Below are 14,230 nucleotides of genomic sequence, written 5' to 3'. Positions count from 1 at the left end.
CTTCAAAGGACCTCACCATGACCAGCGCCGTCATCGTTTCCACCGCCCGCACGCCGCTCGCGAAGAGCTGGAAGGGTGCCTTCAACATGACGCACGGCGCCACGCTGGGCGGCCATGCCGTGCAGCACGCGGTGCAGCGCGCCGGCATCGACCCGGCTTCGGTCGACGACGTCATCATGGGTTGCGCCACGCCTGAAGGCGCCACCGGCTCCAACATCGCGCGCCAGATCGCACTGCGCGCCGGCCTGCCGGTCACCACCTCGGGCATGACCATCAACCGCTTCTGCTCGTCGGGCCTGCAGACCATCGCCACCGCCGCCCAGCGCATCATCGCGGGCGAGGGCGAGGTGTACGTGGCCGGCGGCGTCGAGAGCATCTCGTGCGTGCAGAACGAAGCCAACACGCACATGCTGGCCGACCCGTGGCTCGTGAAGCACAAGCCCGAGATCTACTGGAACATGCTGCAGACCGCCGAGCAGGTCGCCAAGCGCTACAACATCGGCCGCGACGCCATGGACGAATACGGCGCACAGAGCCAGCAGCGCGCCACCGCCGCGCTCGAGGCCGGCCTGTTCAAGGCAGAAATCGCTCCCATCACCGTGCTGGCCGGCGTGGCCGACCCCGTGATGGGCCTGCGCACCAAGGAAGTCACGATCGAGAACGACGAAGGCATCCGCCCCGGCACCACCAAGGAAGGCATCAGCGGCATCCGCCCGGCCATGCCCGGCGGCCTGATCTCGGCCGGCAACGCCAGCCAGTTCTCGGACGGCGGCGGCGCCTGCGTGCTGGTCGACGAGAAGTACGCGCAGCAGAAGGGCCTGGCGCCCATCGGCCGTTTCCTCGGCTTTGCCGTGGCCGGTTGCGAGCCCGACGAAATGGGCATCGGCCCGGTCTTCGCCATCCCCAAGGTGCTCAAGCGCCTGGGCCTCACGGTCAACGACATCGACCTGTGGGAGCTGAACGAAGCCTTCGCCGTGCAGGTCATCTACTGCCGCGACAAGCTGGGCATTCCGGGCGATCGCCTGAACGTGAACGGCGGCGCCATCGCCGTGGGTCACCCCTACGGCGTGAGCGGCCAGCGCCTCACGGGCCACGCGCTCATCGAAGGCAAACGCCGCGGCGCCAAGAAGGTCGTGGTCACGATGTGCATCGGCGGCGGCATGGGCGCTGCGGGCGTGTTCGAGGTCCTGTAACCATGTCCGGCTTGGGCATTGACCAGGAGGTCTCGCCCGAAGCCGTCCTGGAATATGGGCGCAGCGTGCTCGCTGCGCAGCCCTTCAGCGTGCTGATCGGCGCCGAGCTGCACGCGCTCGCGCCGGGCCATGCCGAGCTTCAGCTGCCGCTCACCGCGCAGCTGAAGCAGCAGCACGGTTTCGCCCATGGCGGCATCGTGAGCTACATGGCCGACAACGCGCTGACCTTTGCGGGCGGCAGCGCCTTGCGCGTGCCGGTCGTGACCTCCGAATTCAAGATCAACTACGTGCGGCCCGCCATCGGCCAGCGGCTGATTGCGCGCGCCCGGGCCGTCCACACCGGCAGCTCGCAGGCCGTGTGCACCTGCGAGGTGGTGGCGGTGGCCGACGACGGCACCGAGAAGCTCTGCGCGCTGGCGCAGGGCACCATCGCCACGCTGCCCGATTCCCCGAAGAAGAAGACTTCGTCACCCGCGAAGTCGTAGCCTGAAGAAGACATCACCATGAGCCTGCGTCCCACCCTCGACTTTCTGCTTTACGACTGGCTCGACGCCGAGAAGCTCAACCAGAGCGAGCGTTTTGCCGACCACTCGCGCGAGACCTTCGACGCCGTGCTCGACACCTGCGAACGCATTGCGCGCGAAAAATACGCGCCGTTCAACCGCACCGTCGACACGCAGGAGCCGCATTTCGACGGCGAGAAGGTCATCCTGCCGCAGGCCACGCACGACGCGCACAAGGCCTTCGTCGAGTCCGGGATGATGAGCGCCGCGCAAGACTACGACATCGGCGGCATGCAGCTGCCCTACACGGTGCAGGCGGCGGCCAACAGCTTCTTCGCGATGGCCTCGGTGAGCATCGGCTCGAACATGCTCACCAGCGGCAATGCCAACCTGCTCATGGTGCACGGCACCGAGATGCAGAAAGAGGTGTTCGCGAAGAACGAGTTTTCGGGCCGCTGGGCCGGCACCATGTGCCTGTCGGAGCCGCAAGCCGGCTCGTCGCTGAGCGACGTGGCCACGCGCGCCGTGCCCGATGGTGCCGACTACCAGAACGATCCGCTGGGCCCGCGCTATCGGCTCACCGGCAACAAGATGTGGATCTCGGCCGGCGACCACGAGCTGACCGAGAACATCGTGCACATCGTGCTCGCCAAGATCCCGGACGAGAACGGCAAGCTGGTGCCGGGCACGCGCGGCATCTCGCTGTTCATCGTGCCCAAGCGCATGGTCGACACGCAGGGCGAACTCACGGGCGAGCGTAACGACGTGGCGCTGGCCGGCCTGAACCACAAGCTCGGCTGGCGCGGCACCACCAACACGCTGCTGAACTTCGGCGAAGGCAAGTACCCGGTCGGCGGCAAGGCCGGCGCGGTGGGCTACCTGGTCGGTGCGCCCGGCAAGGGCCTGCACTGCATGTTCCACATGATGAATGAGGCCCGCATCGGCGTCGGCACCGCCGCCACCATGCTCGGCATGGCCGGCTACTACGCCTCGCTCGATTACGCCAGGAGCCGCCCGCAGGGCCGGCTGGTGAAGAAGCCTGAAGCGGCCGGCGCCGCCGTGGTGAAGGACTCGGCCGCGCCGCAGGTGCGCATCATCGAGCACGCCGACGTGCGCCGCATGCTGCTGGCCCAGAAGGCGTACTGCGAGGGCGCGCTGGCGCTGGAGCTGTACTGCGCCCGCCTGGTCGACACGCAGAAGACCGGCGATGCGCAGACGGCCGACGACGCCCGCCTGCTGCTGGAGGTGCTCACGCCCATCGCCAAGAGCTGGCCCAGCGAGTGGTGCCTGGAGGCCAATTCGCTGGCGATCCAGGTGCACGGCGGCTACGGCTACACGCGCGACTTTCCGGTGGAGCAGTACTGGCGCGACAACCGCCTGAACATGATCCACGAGGGCACGCACGGCATCCAGGCGGCCGATCTGCTGGGCCGCAAGGTGCTGATGGAAAAGGGCCGCGGCCTGCAGTTGCTGGCCGGCCGCGTCACCGACACCATCGGCCGCGCCGCCCAGGTGCCCGCGCTGGCGCCGCACGCCAAGGCGCTGGGCGCCGCGCTGCAGCGCATCGGCAGCGCCACCGAGGCCGCCTGGTCCACCGGTGACCCGGCCGACGCGCTGGCCAACGCCGTGCCCTACATGCAGGCCTTCGGCCACACCGTGCTGGCCTGGCTCTGGCTCGACGTGGCCCTGCGGGCCCTGGAAATCGACGCGCAGAAGGAGAGGGCGGTAACAGCTGGCAAGATCGGCGCCACGGACTACTTCTTCCACTACGAGCTGCCGAAAATCGGTGCCTGGCTCAACGTGGTGGAGAGCCGTGACCCGACCTGTACCGCTTTGCCCGAGGACGCTTTCTGACAATGGCCAACGCCGCCCCGAACTCACCCCCGCCCGCCGCCCCACCGCCGACACCACCCAAGCCGCACGCGCGGCTCGAGAAGTGGATCTGGATATTGATCTACGGCGGCCTGTTTCTTGTGATCCTGGGGCTGGCCACGGGCCGCACCGAGCCCGCACTGGGCTGGTCGATGGCTGTGCCCGGCGTCGTCGTCACCGCGGTGGGCATCGTGCTCATCTACGTGCGTTCGCGGCTCAAGTAAAAAAACAAGGCAAGGACCCGACCATGCTCAAGCACATCGTGATGTGGAAGTTCAAGGAGCACGCGGAAGGCGCCGACAAGGCGACCAACCTGCTCAAGGCCAAGGCGCTGCTCGATGCCTGCGCGAAGCTCTCGCCCGGCACGCACCGTTTCGAGGTGGTCATTGCCCAGCCCGGGCTCGAGGCCACCTACGACCTGATCCTCAACTCGGAATTCACCGACGCCGCCGCGCTCGCGGCCTATGCGGACCATCCGCAGCACGTGGCGCTCAAGCCCTTCATCGGCGCCGTGCGAGAAGCCCGCCAGTGCATGGACTATGAGCTCTGAAGCCCACGCGCCCGACGCCACGGCCTCACCGGCCGAGCGGCGGGCGTTCGGCCGTGCACAGCGCACGCGTTGCGCGCTCGGCCAGTGGGCGCAGGCGCCCCAACCCGACGCCAAGGACCGCGATCCGCTCGGCTGGCTGAAGGCGTCCAACCGCGGCCGCGTGCCCGAGCTGGTGCCGGTGCGCCACGGCCGCATGCTGGTCAGCCCGTTCACCTTCTACCGCGGCGCCGCGAGCCTGATGGCGAACGACCTCGCCAGGCTGCCGCACAGCGGCATCGCGACGCAGTTGTGCGGCGATGCGCACCTCGCGAACTTCGGCTTCTTTGCCAGCCCCGAGCGGGCGCTGGTCTTCGACATCAACGACTTCGACGAGACCCTGCAGGGGCCCTTCGACTGGGACGTGCGCCGGCTGGCCACCTCGTTCGTGGTGGCCGCGCGCGACCGGGGTTTCAAGCCGCGCATCGGGCGCGAGGCCGTGGAGCACCTGGCCGAGGCCTACCGCGACCGCATGCGGGCCTTTGCGCGCATGGACACGCTGGAGGCCTGGTACGCGCGGCTCACGTCGCAAACCCTGCTGAAGCTCGGCGCCGAAGACGCGACCGAGCTCGCGGTCATCAAGAAGGCGCGCCGCAGCACCTCGCGCGTGTTCGCCGACAGCGCGACCGAGACGGTCGACGGCCGCCTCATGATCCGCGACCAGCCGCCGTTCGTGTACCACGACGCCCGCGCAACGGCGCGTGAAATCAAGCGCTTTCGCGCCGGGCTGCCGGCCTTCCTGGCGCAGTACCGCGACAGCCTGCCGCCCGAGCGCCAGCGGCTGTTCGACCGCTACGAACTGCACGACGTCGCGGTGCTCACGCCTGGCGTCGGCTCGGTCGGCCGGCGCTGCTTCTTGCTGCTGTTCGTGGCCGACCGCGCGCACCCGCTGTTCCTGCAGTGCAAGGAGGCCGGCGATTCGGTGCTCGAAGCCCCGCTGGGCGCGGCACCGGGCGCAGCGTCGCCGGGCCAGCGCGTGGTGCCGGGCCAGCGCGTGGTGCCGGGCCAGCGCGTGGTGCAGGGCCAGCGCGTGGTGCCGGGCCAGCGCGTGGTGCCGGGCCAGCGCCTGGTGCAGGGCCAGCGCGTGGTGCAGGGCCAGCGCGTGGTGCAGGGCCAGCGGCTGGCACAGGCCGCCAGCGACGTCTTCCTGGGCTGGGCGCAGGGACCGGGCGGGCGCGGCTTCTACGTGCGGCAGCTGCGCGACATGAAGGCCTCCTACAAGCTCGAAGACTTCAAGCCGGTCGACCTGCTCGAGTTTGCCGAAGCCTGCGGCTACAGCCTGGCCCGTGCGCATGCCAAGGGTGGCGACGCCTGGGCCATCGACGGCTACCTGGGGCGCTCCAAGACCTTCAACACAGCGCTCGCCGACTTCGCCGAAGGCTATGCCGACGTGAACCAGGCCGACTGGCGCCGGCTGAAGAAAGCCGTGGCCGCCGGCAAGGCTGCCGCCGTCGAAGCCGACGACGCTGCGTCCTGACGGCCCGAAGTCACCGCCAACAGAACCCTCTTCTTTCATCATCCACACCGGAGACACCGACATGACGAAGCCCCGCACCACCCAACAGCTGTTCGACCTCACGGGCCAGACAGCGCTCATCACCGGCGGCTCGCGCGGCCTGGGCCTGCAGATGGCCCATGCGCTCGGCGAAGCCGGCGCGAAGATCATGCTGAGCTCGCGCAAGGCCGAAGACCTGGAGCAGGCCGCCGCCGAGCTGCAGGCCGCCGGCATCGACGCGCGCTGGATCGCCGCCGACTGCTCGAAAGAAGAAGACACCCGCCGCCTGGCCGACGAAACGCTGGAGCGCATGGGCGGCGTCGACATCCTCATCAACAACGCCGGCGCGAGCTGGGGTTCGCCGGCCGAGAGCCATCCGGTCGAGGCCTGGGACAAGGTGATGAACCTCAACGTGCGCGGCTACTTCATCCTCGCGCAGCACGTCGCCAATGGCTACATGATCCCGAAGAAGCGCGGTCGCATCATCAACATCGCCTCGATCGCGGGGCTGAACGGCAACCCGCCCGGCATGCAGACGCTGGCCTACAACACCTCGAAGACCGCGGTGATCGGCTTCACGAAGACGCTGGCCGCCGAATGGGGCAAGTACAACATCAACGTGAACGCGATCTGCCCGGGCTTCTTCATGACGAAGATGGCGGCCGGCCTCATCAAGTCGCTGGGCGAAGAGCACATGGCCGCTTCGGCGCCGCTGGGCCGCCTGGGCGACGACGAAGACCTGAAGGGCCTGACCTTGCTGTACGCGAGCGATGCCGGCAAGCACATCACCGGCCAATGGGTGGCGGTGGACGGTGGCGTGAGCGTGGTGCTGGGTGCGGCCTGACATGTCCGATTCGCCCGAAACGTCCAGCGACATCAACATCCGCTCGTACACGACCCAGATTCCGTTCGCGCGCCACCTTGGCTTCGAGCTCACGAAGTTCGAGGGCGGTGAATCGGAGATCTTGTACACGGCCAAGCCCGAGCACCTGAACACCTTCGACGTGACGCACGGCGGCGCCTGCATGACGCTGCTCGACATCGCCATGGCCGCCGCTGCACGCAGCGTGACGCCCGAGACCGGCGTGGTCACCATCGAGATGAAGACCAGCTTCATGCAGCCTTCGGTCGGCCCGCTGCATGCGCGCGGCACGCTGCTGCATCGCACCGCGACGCTGGCTTTTACCGAAGCCAAGATCTACGACGAGCAGGAGCGCGTGTGCGCCCACGCGACCGGCACCTTCAAGTACGTGAAGCGCCGGCTGCCGACCGGCCCCGCGAGCGCGAACGCGATGCGTCCGCCCTCGACCGACTGACCCACAACCCCATTCCCTTTCCGGAGACACCTTCATGCCCACCAACAAGCAGATCCACCTCGACAACCGCCCCGATGGCGAAGCCGTTGCCAGCAACTTCAAGCTCGTGACGAGCGAGACGCCTGCGCTGCAAGACAACCAGGTGCTGGTGCGCCACCACTTCATGAGCCTCGACCCGTACATGCGCGGGCGCATGAACGACGCCAAGAGCTACGCGCAACCGCAGCCGCTGGGCCAGGTGATGCAGGGCGGCACGGTCGGCGAAGTGGTCGAGAGCAAGCACCCCAAGTACGCCGTCGGCGACAAGGTCGTCGGCTTCGGCGGCTGGCAGGAATACAGCGTGGTCGATGGCTCGCAGCCCGGCGCGCTGAAAAAGGTCGACACCACGCACGTGCCGCTGTCGCACTACCTCGGCGCGGTCGGCATGCCCGGCGTGACGGCCTGGTACGGCCTCGTGAAGATCATTGCGCCCAAGGCCGGTGAAACCGTGGTTATCACCGCCGCCAGCGGCGCCGTGGGCAGTGCCTTCGGTGCGCTGGCCAAGGCGCGCGGCTGCCGCGTGGTCGGCATTGCGGGCGGCCCCGACAAGTGCAAGTACGTGACCGACGAACTCGGCTTTGATGCCTGCATCGACTACCGCCAGCACCCCGACGTGAAGACCATGAGCGCTGCGCTCAAGGAAGCCTGCCCGAACGGCATCGACGGCTACTTCGAGAACGTCGGCGGCTACATCTTCGACGCCGTGCTGCTGCGCACCAACGCCTTTGCGCGCGTGGCGCTGTGCGGAATGATCGCCGGCTACGACGGTGCGCCGCTGCCGCTCGCGAACCCGGCGCTGATCCTCATCAACCGCCTGAAGATCGAGGGCTTCATCGTCAGCGAGCACATGGAAGTGTGGCCCGAGGCGCTGACCGAACTCGGCACGCTCGTCGGCACGGGCAAGCTCAAGCCGCGCGAGTCGGTGGCGCAGGGCATCGAAGCTGCCCCTGAGGCCTTCCTGGGTTTGCTCAAGGGCAAGAATTTCGGCAAGCAACTGGTGAAGCTCATTTGATGTTTTGAAACGCACGGCAAGGAGGCCGGTTATGCGCGCCGCGCCGGGCCGCCCCAAGCAAGCGCGCACCGCAATGCGAAGCATGGAGGTATGCGAATGCACTCGACACACGAGGTCTTCAACCAGCCCACACCGCTGGTCGACTACAACCTCTTCGACACCAACCGCCCCCTGCGCGATGCGCTGACGTTCAACGCGCCCGCGCTGCAGACCACGCAGCTGCAGGAGCTGGGCGCCACGCTCGGCACGGCCGCCATGCAGGCGCATGCGCGGCTGGCCAACATCCACACGCCGCAGCTGCACACGCACGACCGCTTCGGCCGGCGCATCGACGAGGTGGAGTTCCATCCGAGCTACCACGCGTTGATGCAAACGGCCGTGGGCGCGGGCCTGCATGGCACGCCGTGGACGGGCATGTCGGCCTCGCCGCACGTGCTGCGCGCGGCGGGCTTCATGCTCTTCACCGAGCTGGAACCGTCGGTGCTGTGCCCGATCTCGATGACCTACGCCGTCACGCCCGCGTTGCGCGGCAATGCGGGCGTGCATGCCGAGTGGGGCCCGAAGCTCGCCAGCCTCTGGTACGACCCCGCGCTGAAGCCGCTGCAGGACAAGCCCGGCGTGACCATGGGCATGGGCATGACCGAGAAGCAGGGCGGCTCCGACGTGCGGGCCAACACCACGCAGGCCGTTCGAGAGGGCAGCGACGCCTGGGGCGAGCGCTACGCCATCACCGGCCACAAGTGGTTCTTCTCTGCGCCCATGTGCGACGCCTTCCTCATCCTTGCGCAGGCGCCGGCCGGGCTGTCGTGCTTCTTCCTGCCGCGCGTGCTGCCGGATTGGATGGGAAAGGGCACGCGCAACGCCATCCACATCCAGCGCCTGAAGGACAAGCTCGGCAACAAGGCCAACGCCAGCTCCGAGGTCGAGTTCCACGGCGCGAGCGCGTGGCTCGTGGGCGAAGAAGGGCGCGGCATTCCGCAGATCCTCGAGATGGGCACGATGACGCGGCTCGACTGCTCGCTCGGCACCAGCGGCCTCATGCGCCAGGCGCTGGGCATTGCGCTGAACCACACGGCGCAGCGCCACGCCTTCGGCAAGCCGTTGATCAAACAGCCGCTCATGAAGAATGTGCTGGCCGACCTCGCGCTCGAAAGCGAAGCTGCGACAGCACTGGCGATTCGGCTGGCCCGCGCCTTCGACCAGCAAGGCGACGAACACGAGCGCCTGATGGCGCGCCTGCTCACGCCAGTCGCCAAGTTCTGGATCTGCAAGCGCGGCAGCCACTTCGCGCAGGAGGCCATGGAGTGCCTGGGCGGCAACGGCTACGTGGAAGAGGGCGGCGAGGGCGTCATGGCGCGCATCTACCGCGAGATGCCGCTCAACTCCATCTGGGAAGGCGCCGGCAACATCATGGCGCTCGACCTGCTGCGCGGCCTGCGCAAGGGTGACGCCGTGGCCGCGCTGGCACACGAACTGACCCCGGCGCGCGGCCAGCAGGCCGCACTCGACCGCCTGGCCGACGCCTTGCCCGCGCGCATCGAGGCCATGGCCTCCGAGACCGAGGCACGCCGCCTCGCGCAAGACGTGGCGCTGGCCGTGCAGGCCGCCTTGCTGGTGCAGACCGCACCCGCCGCCGTGGCCGACGCCTTCTGCGCCTCGCGCCTGGGCGGCGACTGGGGCCAGGCCTTCGGCACGCTGGGCGCGGGCACCGATTTCGATTCGATCATCCAGCGCGCGATGCCGCGCTGACCACCCACAAGAACACCTCCACGAAAGACACCATGGCCGACCTCATCCTTCACCACTACACCACCTCGCCGTTCTCGGAAAAGGTGCGGCTGATCCTCGGCGCCAAGAAGCTGCCGTGGAAGTCGGTCTTCATTCCACCGATCATGCCCAAGCCTGATGTGGAAGCGCTCACGGGTGGCTACCGCAAGACGCCGTTCCTGCAGATCGGTGCCGACATGTACTGCGACAGCGCGCTCATCGCCGACGTGCTGGAGCACCTGCAGCCCGAGCCCACGCTCTACCCCGAGCCCGAGAAGGGTATGTCGCGCATCCTCGCGCAGTGGGCCGACACCAGCCTGTTCTGGGCCGCGATGGCGTGGAACCTGCAGCCCAAGGGTGCGGCCGAAGTGTTTGCCAAGGCACCGCCCGAAGCCATCAAGGCCTTCGGCGAAGACCGCGGCAAGATGAGCGCAGGCAACATGACGCGCCTGCGTCCGGCCGACGCCACCAGCGCCTACAAGTCGTACCTGCGCCGCCTGTCGGACATGCTCGACGACAAGCCCTTCCTGCTCGGCGAAGTGCCCAGCATTGCCGACTTCTCGGCCTACCACCCGCTCTGGTACACGCGCCGCATCGAGGCGGTGAAGGGCATCCTGGAACTCACGCCCGCGGTGCTCGACTGGATGGACCGCATGGCGGCCATCGGCCACGGCGCGTCGTCGAAGTTCACGAGCGACGAGGCCGTCGCCGTCGCCAAGGCCGCCACGCCGCACACGCTGCTGACCGACAGCACCTTCCAGGACGACCACGGCATTCCGCTGGGCAGCGCCGTCACCCTGCGCGCCGAGAGCTTCGGCCTCGAAGAGACGCCGGGCCTCCTGGTGGCCGCCACGCGCACGCACTACACGCTGGAGCGCAACAGCGAGCGCACGGGCCGGGTGCATGTGCACTTTCCGCGCATCGGCTACGTGCTGAAAAAAGCAGAAGCCTGACGTGATGACCGAAAAGTCGGCGTGCAGCGGGCACCTTCGTGACTGCGCGCGCGGCGGTTCCGTATTTCAATAGCGGCTTCCGCTTCAACGTCAGACACATTCAGCAAGAAGGACACCGGCAAATGATCCAGGACTTCAAGGGCAAGACCGCCGTACTCACCGGCGCAGGCTCGGGCTTCGGCCTCGAATGCGCGCGCATCGGCGCCGCCCGCGGCATGAACCTCGTGCTGGTCGATGTGCAGCAGGACGCACTCGACAAGGCCCAGGCCGAAATGGAGGCCCTGGGCGTCCAGGTACTCGCGCGCAAGGTCGACGTGTCCGACGCGGCCCAGATGGAAGCGCTGGCCGCGGCCGTCAAGGAACGCTTCGGCGCGCCGCACTTCGTGTTCAACAACGCCGGCGTCGGCGCCGGCGGCCTGGTGTGGGAAAACACCGTGGCCGACTGGGAATGGGTGCTGGGCGTCGACCTGTGGGGCGTGATCCACGGCGTGCGCCTGTTCACGCCGATGATGCTCGAGGCCGCCGCCAAGGACCCGAGCTACCGCGGCCACATCACCAACACCGCCAGCATGGCGGGCCTGCTCACGCCGCCCAACATGGGCATCTACAACGCGGCCAAGGCGGCCGTCGTGAGCCTGACCGAAACCCTGTACCAGGACCTGAATCTGGTCACCGACCAGATCGGCGCCAGCCTGCTGTGTCCGTACTTCGTGCCCACCGGCATCACGAGCAGCGAGCGCAACCGCCCGAACGCACCGAAGGACACCGAGCTCACCAAGAGCCAGCTCATCGGCCAGGCCATGAGCAACAAGGCGGTGAGCAGCGGCAAGATCACGGCGGCCGAAGTCGCGGCGAAGGTGTTCGACGCCATCAGCGACAACCAGTTCTACGTGTTCAGCCACCCCAAGGCGCTGGGCAACGTGAAGAGCCGCATGGAGAACATCGTGTCGATCACCAACCCGGCCGACCCGTTCCTGGAGCGCCCCGAGATCGGCCAGAAGCTGCGCGAGCAGCTTCGTTCGAACTGATCTTTTCCCAATGAGGCGGCCCATCGCGGGCCGCCTTCAGCCGGCCTGCACCTCCGCCTGCAGGTCGCGCACCAGTTGCTCGATGCCCGACAGCGCCTCGGCCATCGAGCGGTCCAGCAGATGGCCGCGGTCTTCCGCGTGCTCGACCGCGATGTCGTGCACCTCGCGAAGCCCGACCAGGCCCAGTGCGGCCTTCACGCCCGGCACCAGAAAATTCAGATGCGCCTGCATGCCGCCAGGCCCGAAGCCGCTGCTGCCGTGCGCGGTGAGCAGCACCGTGCGGCGTGGGCGCTCGGCCAGCAGCGGCACATAGGGATCGTCCAGACCCGGATCCATGTCGAAGGTTTCGCCGACGCGCACGATGTTGTCGATCCACGCCTTCACGGTGGCCGGGGCGCTGTAGTTGTACATGGGCGTGCCCATCACGATCACGTCGGCACGGCGCAGCTCGGCGATGAAGGCATCGCTCTCGGCCAGCACCTCGTGCATCCACGGTTCGCGCGCTTCGGCGGGCGTGTAGGCGCTGTGGATCCAGTCGCCGGTGACCGCCTGCGGCGGCGTGCTGCCGAAGTCGCGGTAGATCACTTCATCGCGCGGGCGGGCCGCTTGCCACGTGCTGACGAAGTGGTGGCTCAGGCGGCGCGAATGCGAGCCGTGGACGACCGCGCCCGAACGGCCGGAACGGGGGCTGGCATCGATGTGGAGCAGGGTGGTGGTGGTCATGGCGGGGTCCTCGGTTGGATGAAGGGAATTCAGCTGTCTGCTTGACATGGTTCTCAATTTATCGAAGCATCCAGCGACGGACAAACGACGAATTTTTCTCTCTGCAGAAAATTCAATTCATCCATTCGCCACGCCGAACACCATGGCCCTCCTGCATTCCCTGCCTCCGCTGGCCTCGCTGCGCGCCTTCGAGGCCGCCGCGCGCCATTGCAGCGCCAAGCTCGCGGCGAACGAACTGTCGGTCACACCCACGGCCATCAGCCACCAGGTGCGACAGCTCGAAGACTCGCTGGGCGTGGCGCTGTTCATCCGGCAGCCGCGGCAACTGGTGCTCACGCCGCAGGGGCGCGAGCTGCAGGCGGTGCTGAGCGAGTCGTTCGGCGCCATGGCCAATGCGGTCGCGCGGCTGCGCGCACCGCCTGCGCGGCAGGCCATCACGCTGTCGGCCACGCCGGCCGTCGCGGCACGCTGGCTGCTGCCGCGCGTGAGCACGCTGCGTGCGCTTCACCCCAAGCTCGACCTGCGCATCCATGCATCGCACGACGCGGTGGCGCTCGACGGCGTCACGGCCGACATCGCCATCCGCTACGGCCGCGGCCAGTGGCCCGGCATGGTGGCCGAGAAGCTGTTCGACAACGTCTTTGCGCCGGCTTGCAGTCCCGCACTCAAGCTGCGCCGCCGCGCCGACCTGACGCGGCACACGCTGCTGCATTTCGCGGCGCCCAGCAGCAAGAGCCCACCGGGCACCTGGCTCGAATGGCAGCAGCAGACGCAGGTGCCGGGCCTGGACGTGTCGGCCGGCCCGGTGTTCTCGGACGAGACGCACACCGTGTCCGCTGCGCTGCAGGGGCAGGGCGTGGCATTGATGAGCCTGGCGCTGATCGCAGACGAGCTGCGCGCCGGCAACCTCGTGCAGCCCTTCGGGCCCGAGCTGCCGGGACTGCCGTTCTATCTGGTGTGCCAGGAGGGGCGGCGCGCGGAGCCGGCGGTGGCGGCGGTGTTCGAGTGGGTGAGGGGGTTGCAGCCGTTGGGCGGCCCCACGCCCTGAGCCACCGCGGCGACACAATCGCGTTCACTGCTGTTTCGATACGTCATTTCCCATGAGACTTTCCCCGACTTCTTCCCTCCTTCAGATCGAGAACCTGCACTTCGCCTACCCCGACCAGCCCGCGCTGGCCAACGGCTGGTCCGCCACCGTCGGCGAGGGTGTCACCCAGCTGTACGGCGACACCGGCAGTGGCAAGTCGACCTTGCTGCGCGTGCTCGCGGGCCAGCAGCCCGCATCGGCCGGGCACTTGCGCGTGGCCGGCGTGGCGCTCGACGCCGAACCCGAGGCCTACCGGCGCCAGGTCTTCTTCTGCGAGCCGGCGTCGGAAGCCTTCGACCCGCTCAGCGTGCAGGCTTGCACGGCCTTGCTGGGCGAGGGCGATGCGGGTTTCGACAAGGCCGAGTGGCAGCGCCTCGTCGAGGCCTTCTCTCTCACGCCGCATCTCGAAAAGCAGATGTTCATGCTGTCGACAGGCTCCCGCCGCAAGGTCGGGCTGGCCGCCGCGCTGGCGTCGGGGCGGCCCGTGGTGCTGCTGGACGATCCGGTGGGCGCGCTCGATGCGCGTTCGATCCATGGCCTGTGGCAGGCGATCGAGCGGCGCATGGCGCAGCCGGGGCGGGGGGTGGTGGTGGCGAGCAGCGAGCGCATCACCGAGGTGCCGCTGGCGGCGAGCATCGAGCTGCCGCTGGGCTGAT

Annotated in this window: 15 protein-coding genes; 14 read left to right on the top strand and 1 reads right to left on the bottom strand. The window is 68.2% G+C overall.

Features of this window, described 5'->3' with window-relative positions; all coding sequences use genetic code 11:
- Nucleotides 1-17: 17 nt before the first annotated feature.
- The 12 genes from RZE79_RS15295 (at nucleotide 18) to RZE79_RS15240 (ending at nucleotide 11,764) form a co-directional block, all read left to right on the top strand.
- Nucleotides 18-1,193 (top strand): acetyl-CoA C-acyltransferase, encoded by a 1,176-nt coding sequence (locus tag RZE79_RS15295; protein ID WP_099797034.1) that lies wholly within the window; start codon nucleotides 18-20, stop codon nucleotides 1,191-1,193.
- A gap of 2 nt (nucleotides 1,194-1,195) precedes the next feature.
- Entirely contained in the window at nucleotides 1,196-1,678 is a 483-nt protein-coding gene (locus RZE79_RS15290; RefSeq protein ID WP_153284263.1) for a PaaI family thioesterase, read from the top strand.
- Between the two features lie 18 nt (nucleotides 1,679-1,696).
- Nucleotides 1,697-3,550 carry an acyl-CoA dehydrogenase gene (locus RZE79_RS15285; protein WP_319355277.1) on the top strand — a complete coding sequence of 618 codons (1,854 nt, stop codon included), beginning with the start codon at nucleotides 1,697-1,699 and terminating at the stop codon, nucleotides 3,548-3,550.
- Between the two features lie 2 nt (nucleotides 3,551-3,552).
- Nucleotides 3,553-3,792 (top strand): hypothetical protein, encoded by a 240-nt coding sequence (locus RZE79_RS15280; RefSeq protein ID WP_319355276.1) that lies wholly within the window; start codon nucleotides 3,553-3,555, stop codon nucleotides 3,790-3,792.
- A gap of 23 nt (nucleotides 3,793-3,815) precedes the next feature.
- Entirely contained in the window at nucleotides 3,816-4,118 is a 303-nt protein-coding gene (locus tag RZE79_RS15275) for a Dabb family protein (protein ID WP_307638155.1), read from the top strand.
- Nucleotides 4,108-5,631 carry a DUF2252 domain-containing protein gene (locus RZE79_RS15270; RefSeq protein WP_319355275.1) on the top strand — a complete coding sequence of 508 codons (1,524 nt, stop codon included), beginning with the start codon at nucleotides 4,108-4,110 and terminating at the stop codon, nucleotides 5,629-5,631. The genes RZE79_RS15275 and RZE79_RS15270 overlap by 11 nt, the downstream gene beginning before the upstream one ends.
- Nucleotides 5,632-5,692: 61 nt before the next feature.
- A complete protein-coding gene (locus RZE79_RS15265) occupies nucleotides 5,693-6,493 on the top strand; it encodes an SDR family oxidoreductase (RefSeq protein ID WP_319355274.1) in 801 nt (266 codons plus the stop codon).
- 1 nt (nucleotide 6,494) lies between these two features.
- Nucleotides 6,495-6,965, top strand: coding sequence for a PaaI family thioesterase (locus tag RZE79_RS15260; RefSeq protein WP_099797028.1), 471 nt, complete (start codon nucleotides 6,495-6,497; stop codon nucleotides 6,963-6,965).
- A 34-nt stretch (nucleotides 6,966-6,999) separates the two neighbouring features.
- A complete protein-coding gene (locus RZE79_RS15255; RefSeq protein WP_319355273.1) occupies nucleotides 7,000-8,016 on the top strand; it encodes an NADP-dependent oxidoreductase in 1,017 nt (338 codons plus the stop codon).
- A gap of 96 nt (nucleotides 8,017-8,112) precedes the next feature.
- Nucleotides 8,113-9,765, top strand: coding sequence for an isovaleryl-CoA dehydrogenase (locus RZE79_RS15250; protein WP_319355272.1), 1,653 nt, complete (start codon nucleotides 8,113-8,115; stop codon nucleotides 9,763-9,765).
- A 32-nt stretch (nucleotides 9,766-9,797) separates the two neighbouring features.
- Complete coding sequence (locus RZE79_RS15245; protein WP_319355271.1) at nucleotides 9,798-10,736, top strand: glutathione S-transferase family protein; 939 nt, start codon at nucleotides 9,798-9,800, stop codon at nucleotides 10,734-10,736.
- A 122-nt stretch (nucleotides 10,737-10,858) separates the two neighbouring features.
- Nucleotides 10,859-11,764, top strand: coding sequence for an SDR family oxidoreductase (locus RZE79_RS15240; protein WP_319355270.1), 906 nt, complete (start codon nucleotides 10,859-10,861; stop codon nucleotides 11,762-11,764).
- Between the two features lie 36 nt (nucleotides 11,765-11,800).
- On the opposite strand, the gene RZE79_RS15235 is transcribed toward RZE79_RS15240, so the two are convergent.
- Nucleotides 11,801-12,487: an NAD(P)H-dependent oxidoreductase gene (locus RZE79_RS15235; RefSeq protein WP_319355269.1), complete on the bottom strand. Its 687-nt coding sequence runs from the start codon at nucleotides 12,485-12,487 to the stop codon at nucleotides 11,801-11,803.
- A gap of 142 nt (nucleotides 12,488-12,629) precedes the next feature.
- Between RZE79_RS15235 and RZE79_RS15230 the strand changes: the two genes are divergently transcribed.
- Nucleotides 12,630-13,535: a LysR substrate-binding domain-containing protein gene (locus tag RZE79_RS15230; protein ID WP_319355268.1), complete on the top strand. Its 906-nt coding sequence runs from the start codon at nucleotides 12,630-12,632 to the stop codon at nucleotides 13,533-13,535.
- 52 nt (nucleotides 13,536-13,587) lie between these two features.
- Entirely contained in the window at nucleotides 13,588-14,229 is a 642-nt protein-coding gene (locus tag RZE79_RS15225; protein WP_319355267.1) for an ATP-binding cassette domain-containing protein, read from the top strand.
- The last annotated feature ends 1 nt before the right edge of the window (nucleotide 14,230 follow it).

It is taken from the genome of Variovorax sp. EBFNA2 (assembly GCF_033802765.1).
GTDB classification, from domain to species: Bacteria; Pseudomonadota; Gammaproteobacteria; order Burkholderiales; family Burkholderiaceae_C; genus Variovorax; species Variovorax paradoxus_H.
Note: the sequence above shows the minus strand (reverse complement) of the source record. Positions and strands in the feature narration are given on the sequence as shown.

Coding starts and splice junctions, on each gene's coding strand:
- RZE79_RS15295 (WP_099797034.1), top strand. CDS start 18: ATGACCAGCGCCGTCATCGTTTCCACCGCCCGCACGCCGCTCGCGAAG.
- RZE79_RS15290 (WP_153284263.1), top strand. CDS start 1,196: ATGTCCGGCTTGGGCATTGACCAGGAGGTCTCGCCCGAAGCCGTCCTG.
- RZE79_RS15285 (WP_319355277.1), top strand. CDS start 1,697: ATGAGCCTGCGTCCCACCCTCGACTTTCTGCTTTACGACTGGCTCGAC.
- RZE79_RS15280 (WP_319355276.1), top strand. CDS start 3,553: ATGGCCAACGCCGCCCCGAACTCACCCCCGCCCGCCGCCCCACCGCCG.
- RZE79_RS15275 (WP_307638155.1), top strand. CDS start 3,816: ATGCTCAAGCACATCGTGATGTGGAAGTTCAAGGAGCACGCGGAAGGC.
- RZE79_RS15270 (WP_319355275.1), top strand. CDS start 4,108: ATGAGCTCTGAAGCCCACGCGCCCGACGCCACGGCCTCACCGGCCGAG.
- RZE79_RS15265 (WP_319355274.1), top strand. CDS start 5,693: ATGACGAAGCCCCGCACCACCCAACAGCTGTTCGACCTCACGGGCCAG.
- RZE79_RS15260 (WP_099797028.1), top strand. CDS start 6,495: ATGTCCGATTCGCCCGAAACGTCCAGCGACATCAACATCCGCTCGTAC.
- RZE79_RS15255 (WP_319355273.1), top strand. CDS start 7,000: ATGCCCACCAACAAGCAGATCCACCTCGACAACCGCCCCGATGGCGAA.
- RZE79_RS15250 (WP_319355272.1), top strand. CDS start 8,113: ATGCACTCGACACACGAGGTCTTCAACCAGCCCACACCGCTGGTCGAC.
- RZE79_RS15245 (WP_319355271.1), top strand. CDS start 9,798: ATGGCCGACCTCATCCTTCACCACTACACCACCTCGCCGTTCTCGGAA.
- RZE79_RS15240 (WP_319355270.1), top strand. CDS start 10,859: ATGATCCAGGACTTCAAGGGCAAGACCGCCGTACTCACCGGCGCAGGC.
- RZE79_RS15235 (WP_319355269.1), bottom strand. CDS start 12,487: ATGACCACCACCACCCTGCTCCACATCGATGCCAGCCCCCGTTCCGGC.
- RZE79_RS15230 (WP_319355268.1), top strand. CDS start 12,630: ATGGCCCTCCTGCATTCCCTGCCTCCGCTGGCCTCGCTGCGCGCCTTC.
- RZE79_RS15225 (WP_319355267.1), top strand. CDS start 13,588: ATGAGACTTTCCCCGACTTCTTCCCTCCTTCAGATCGAGAACCTGCAC.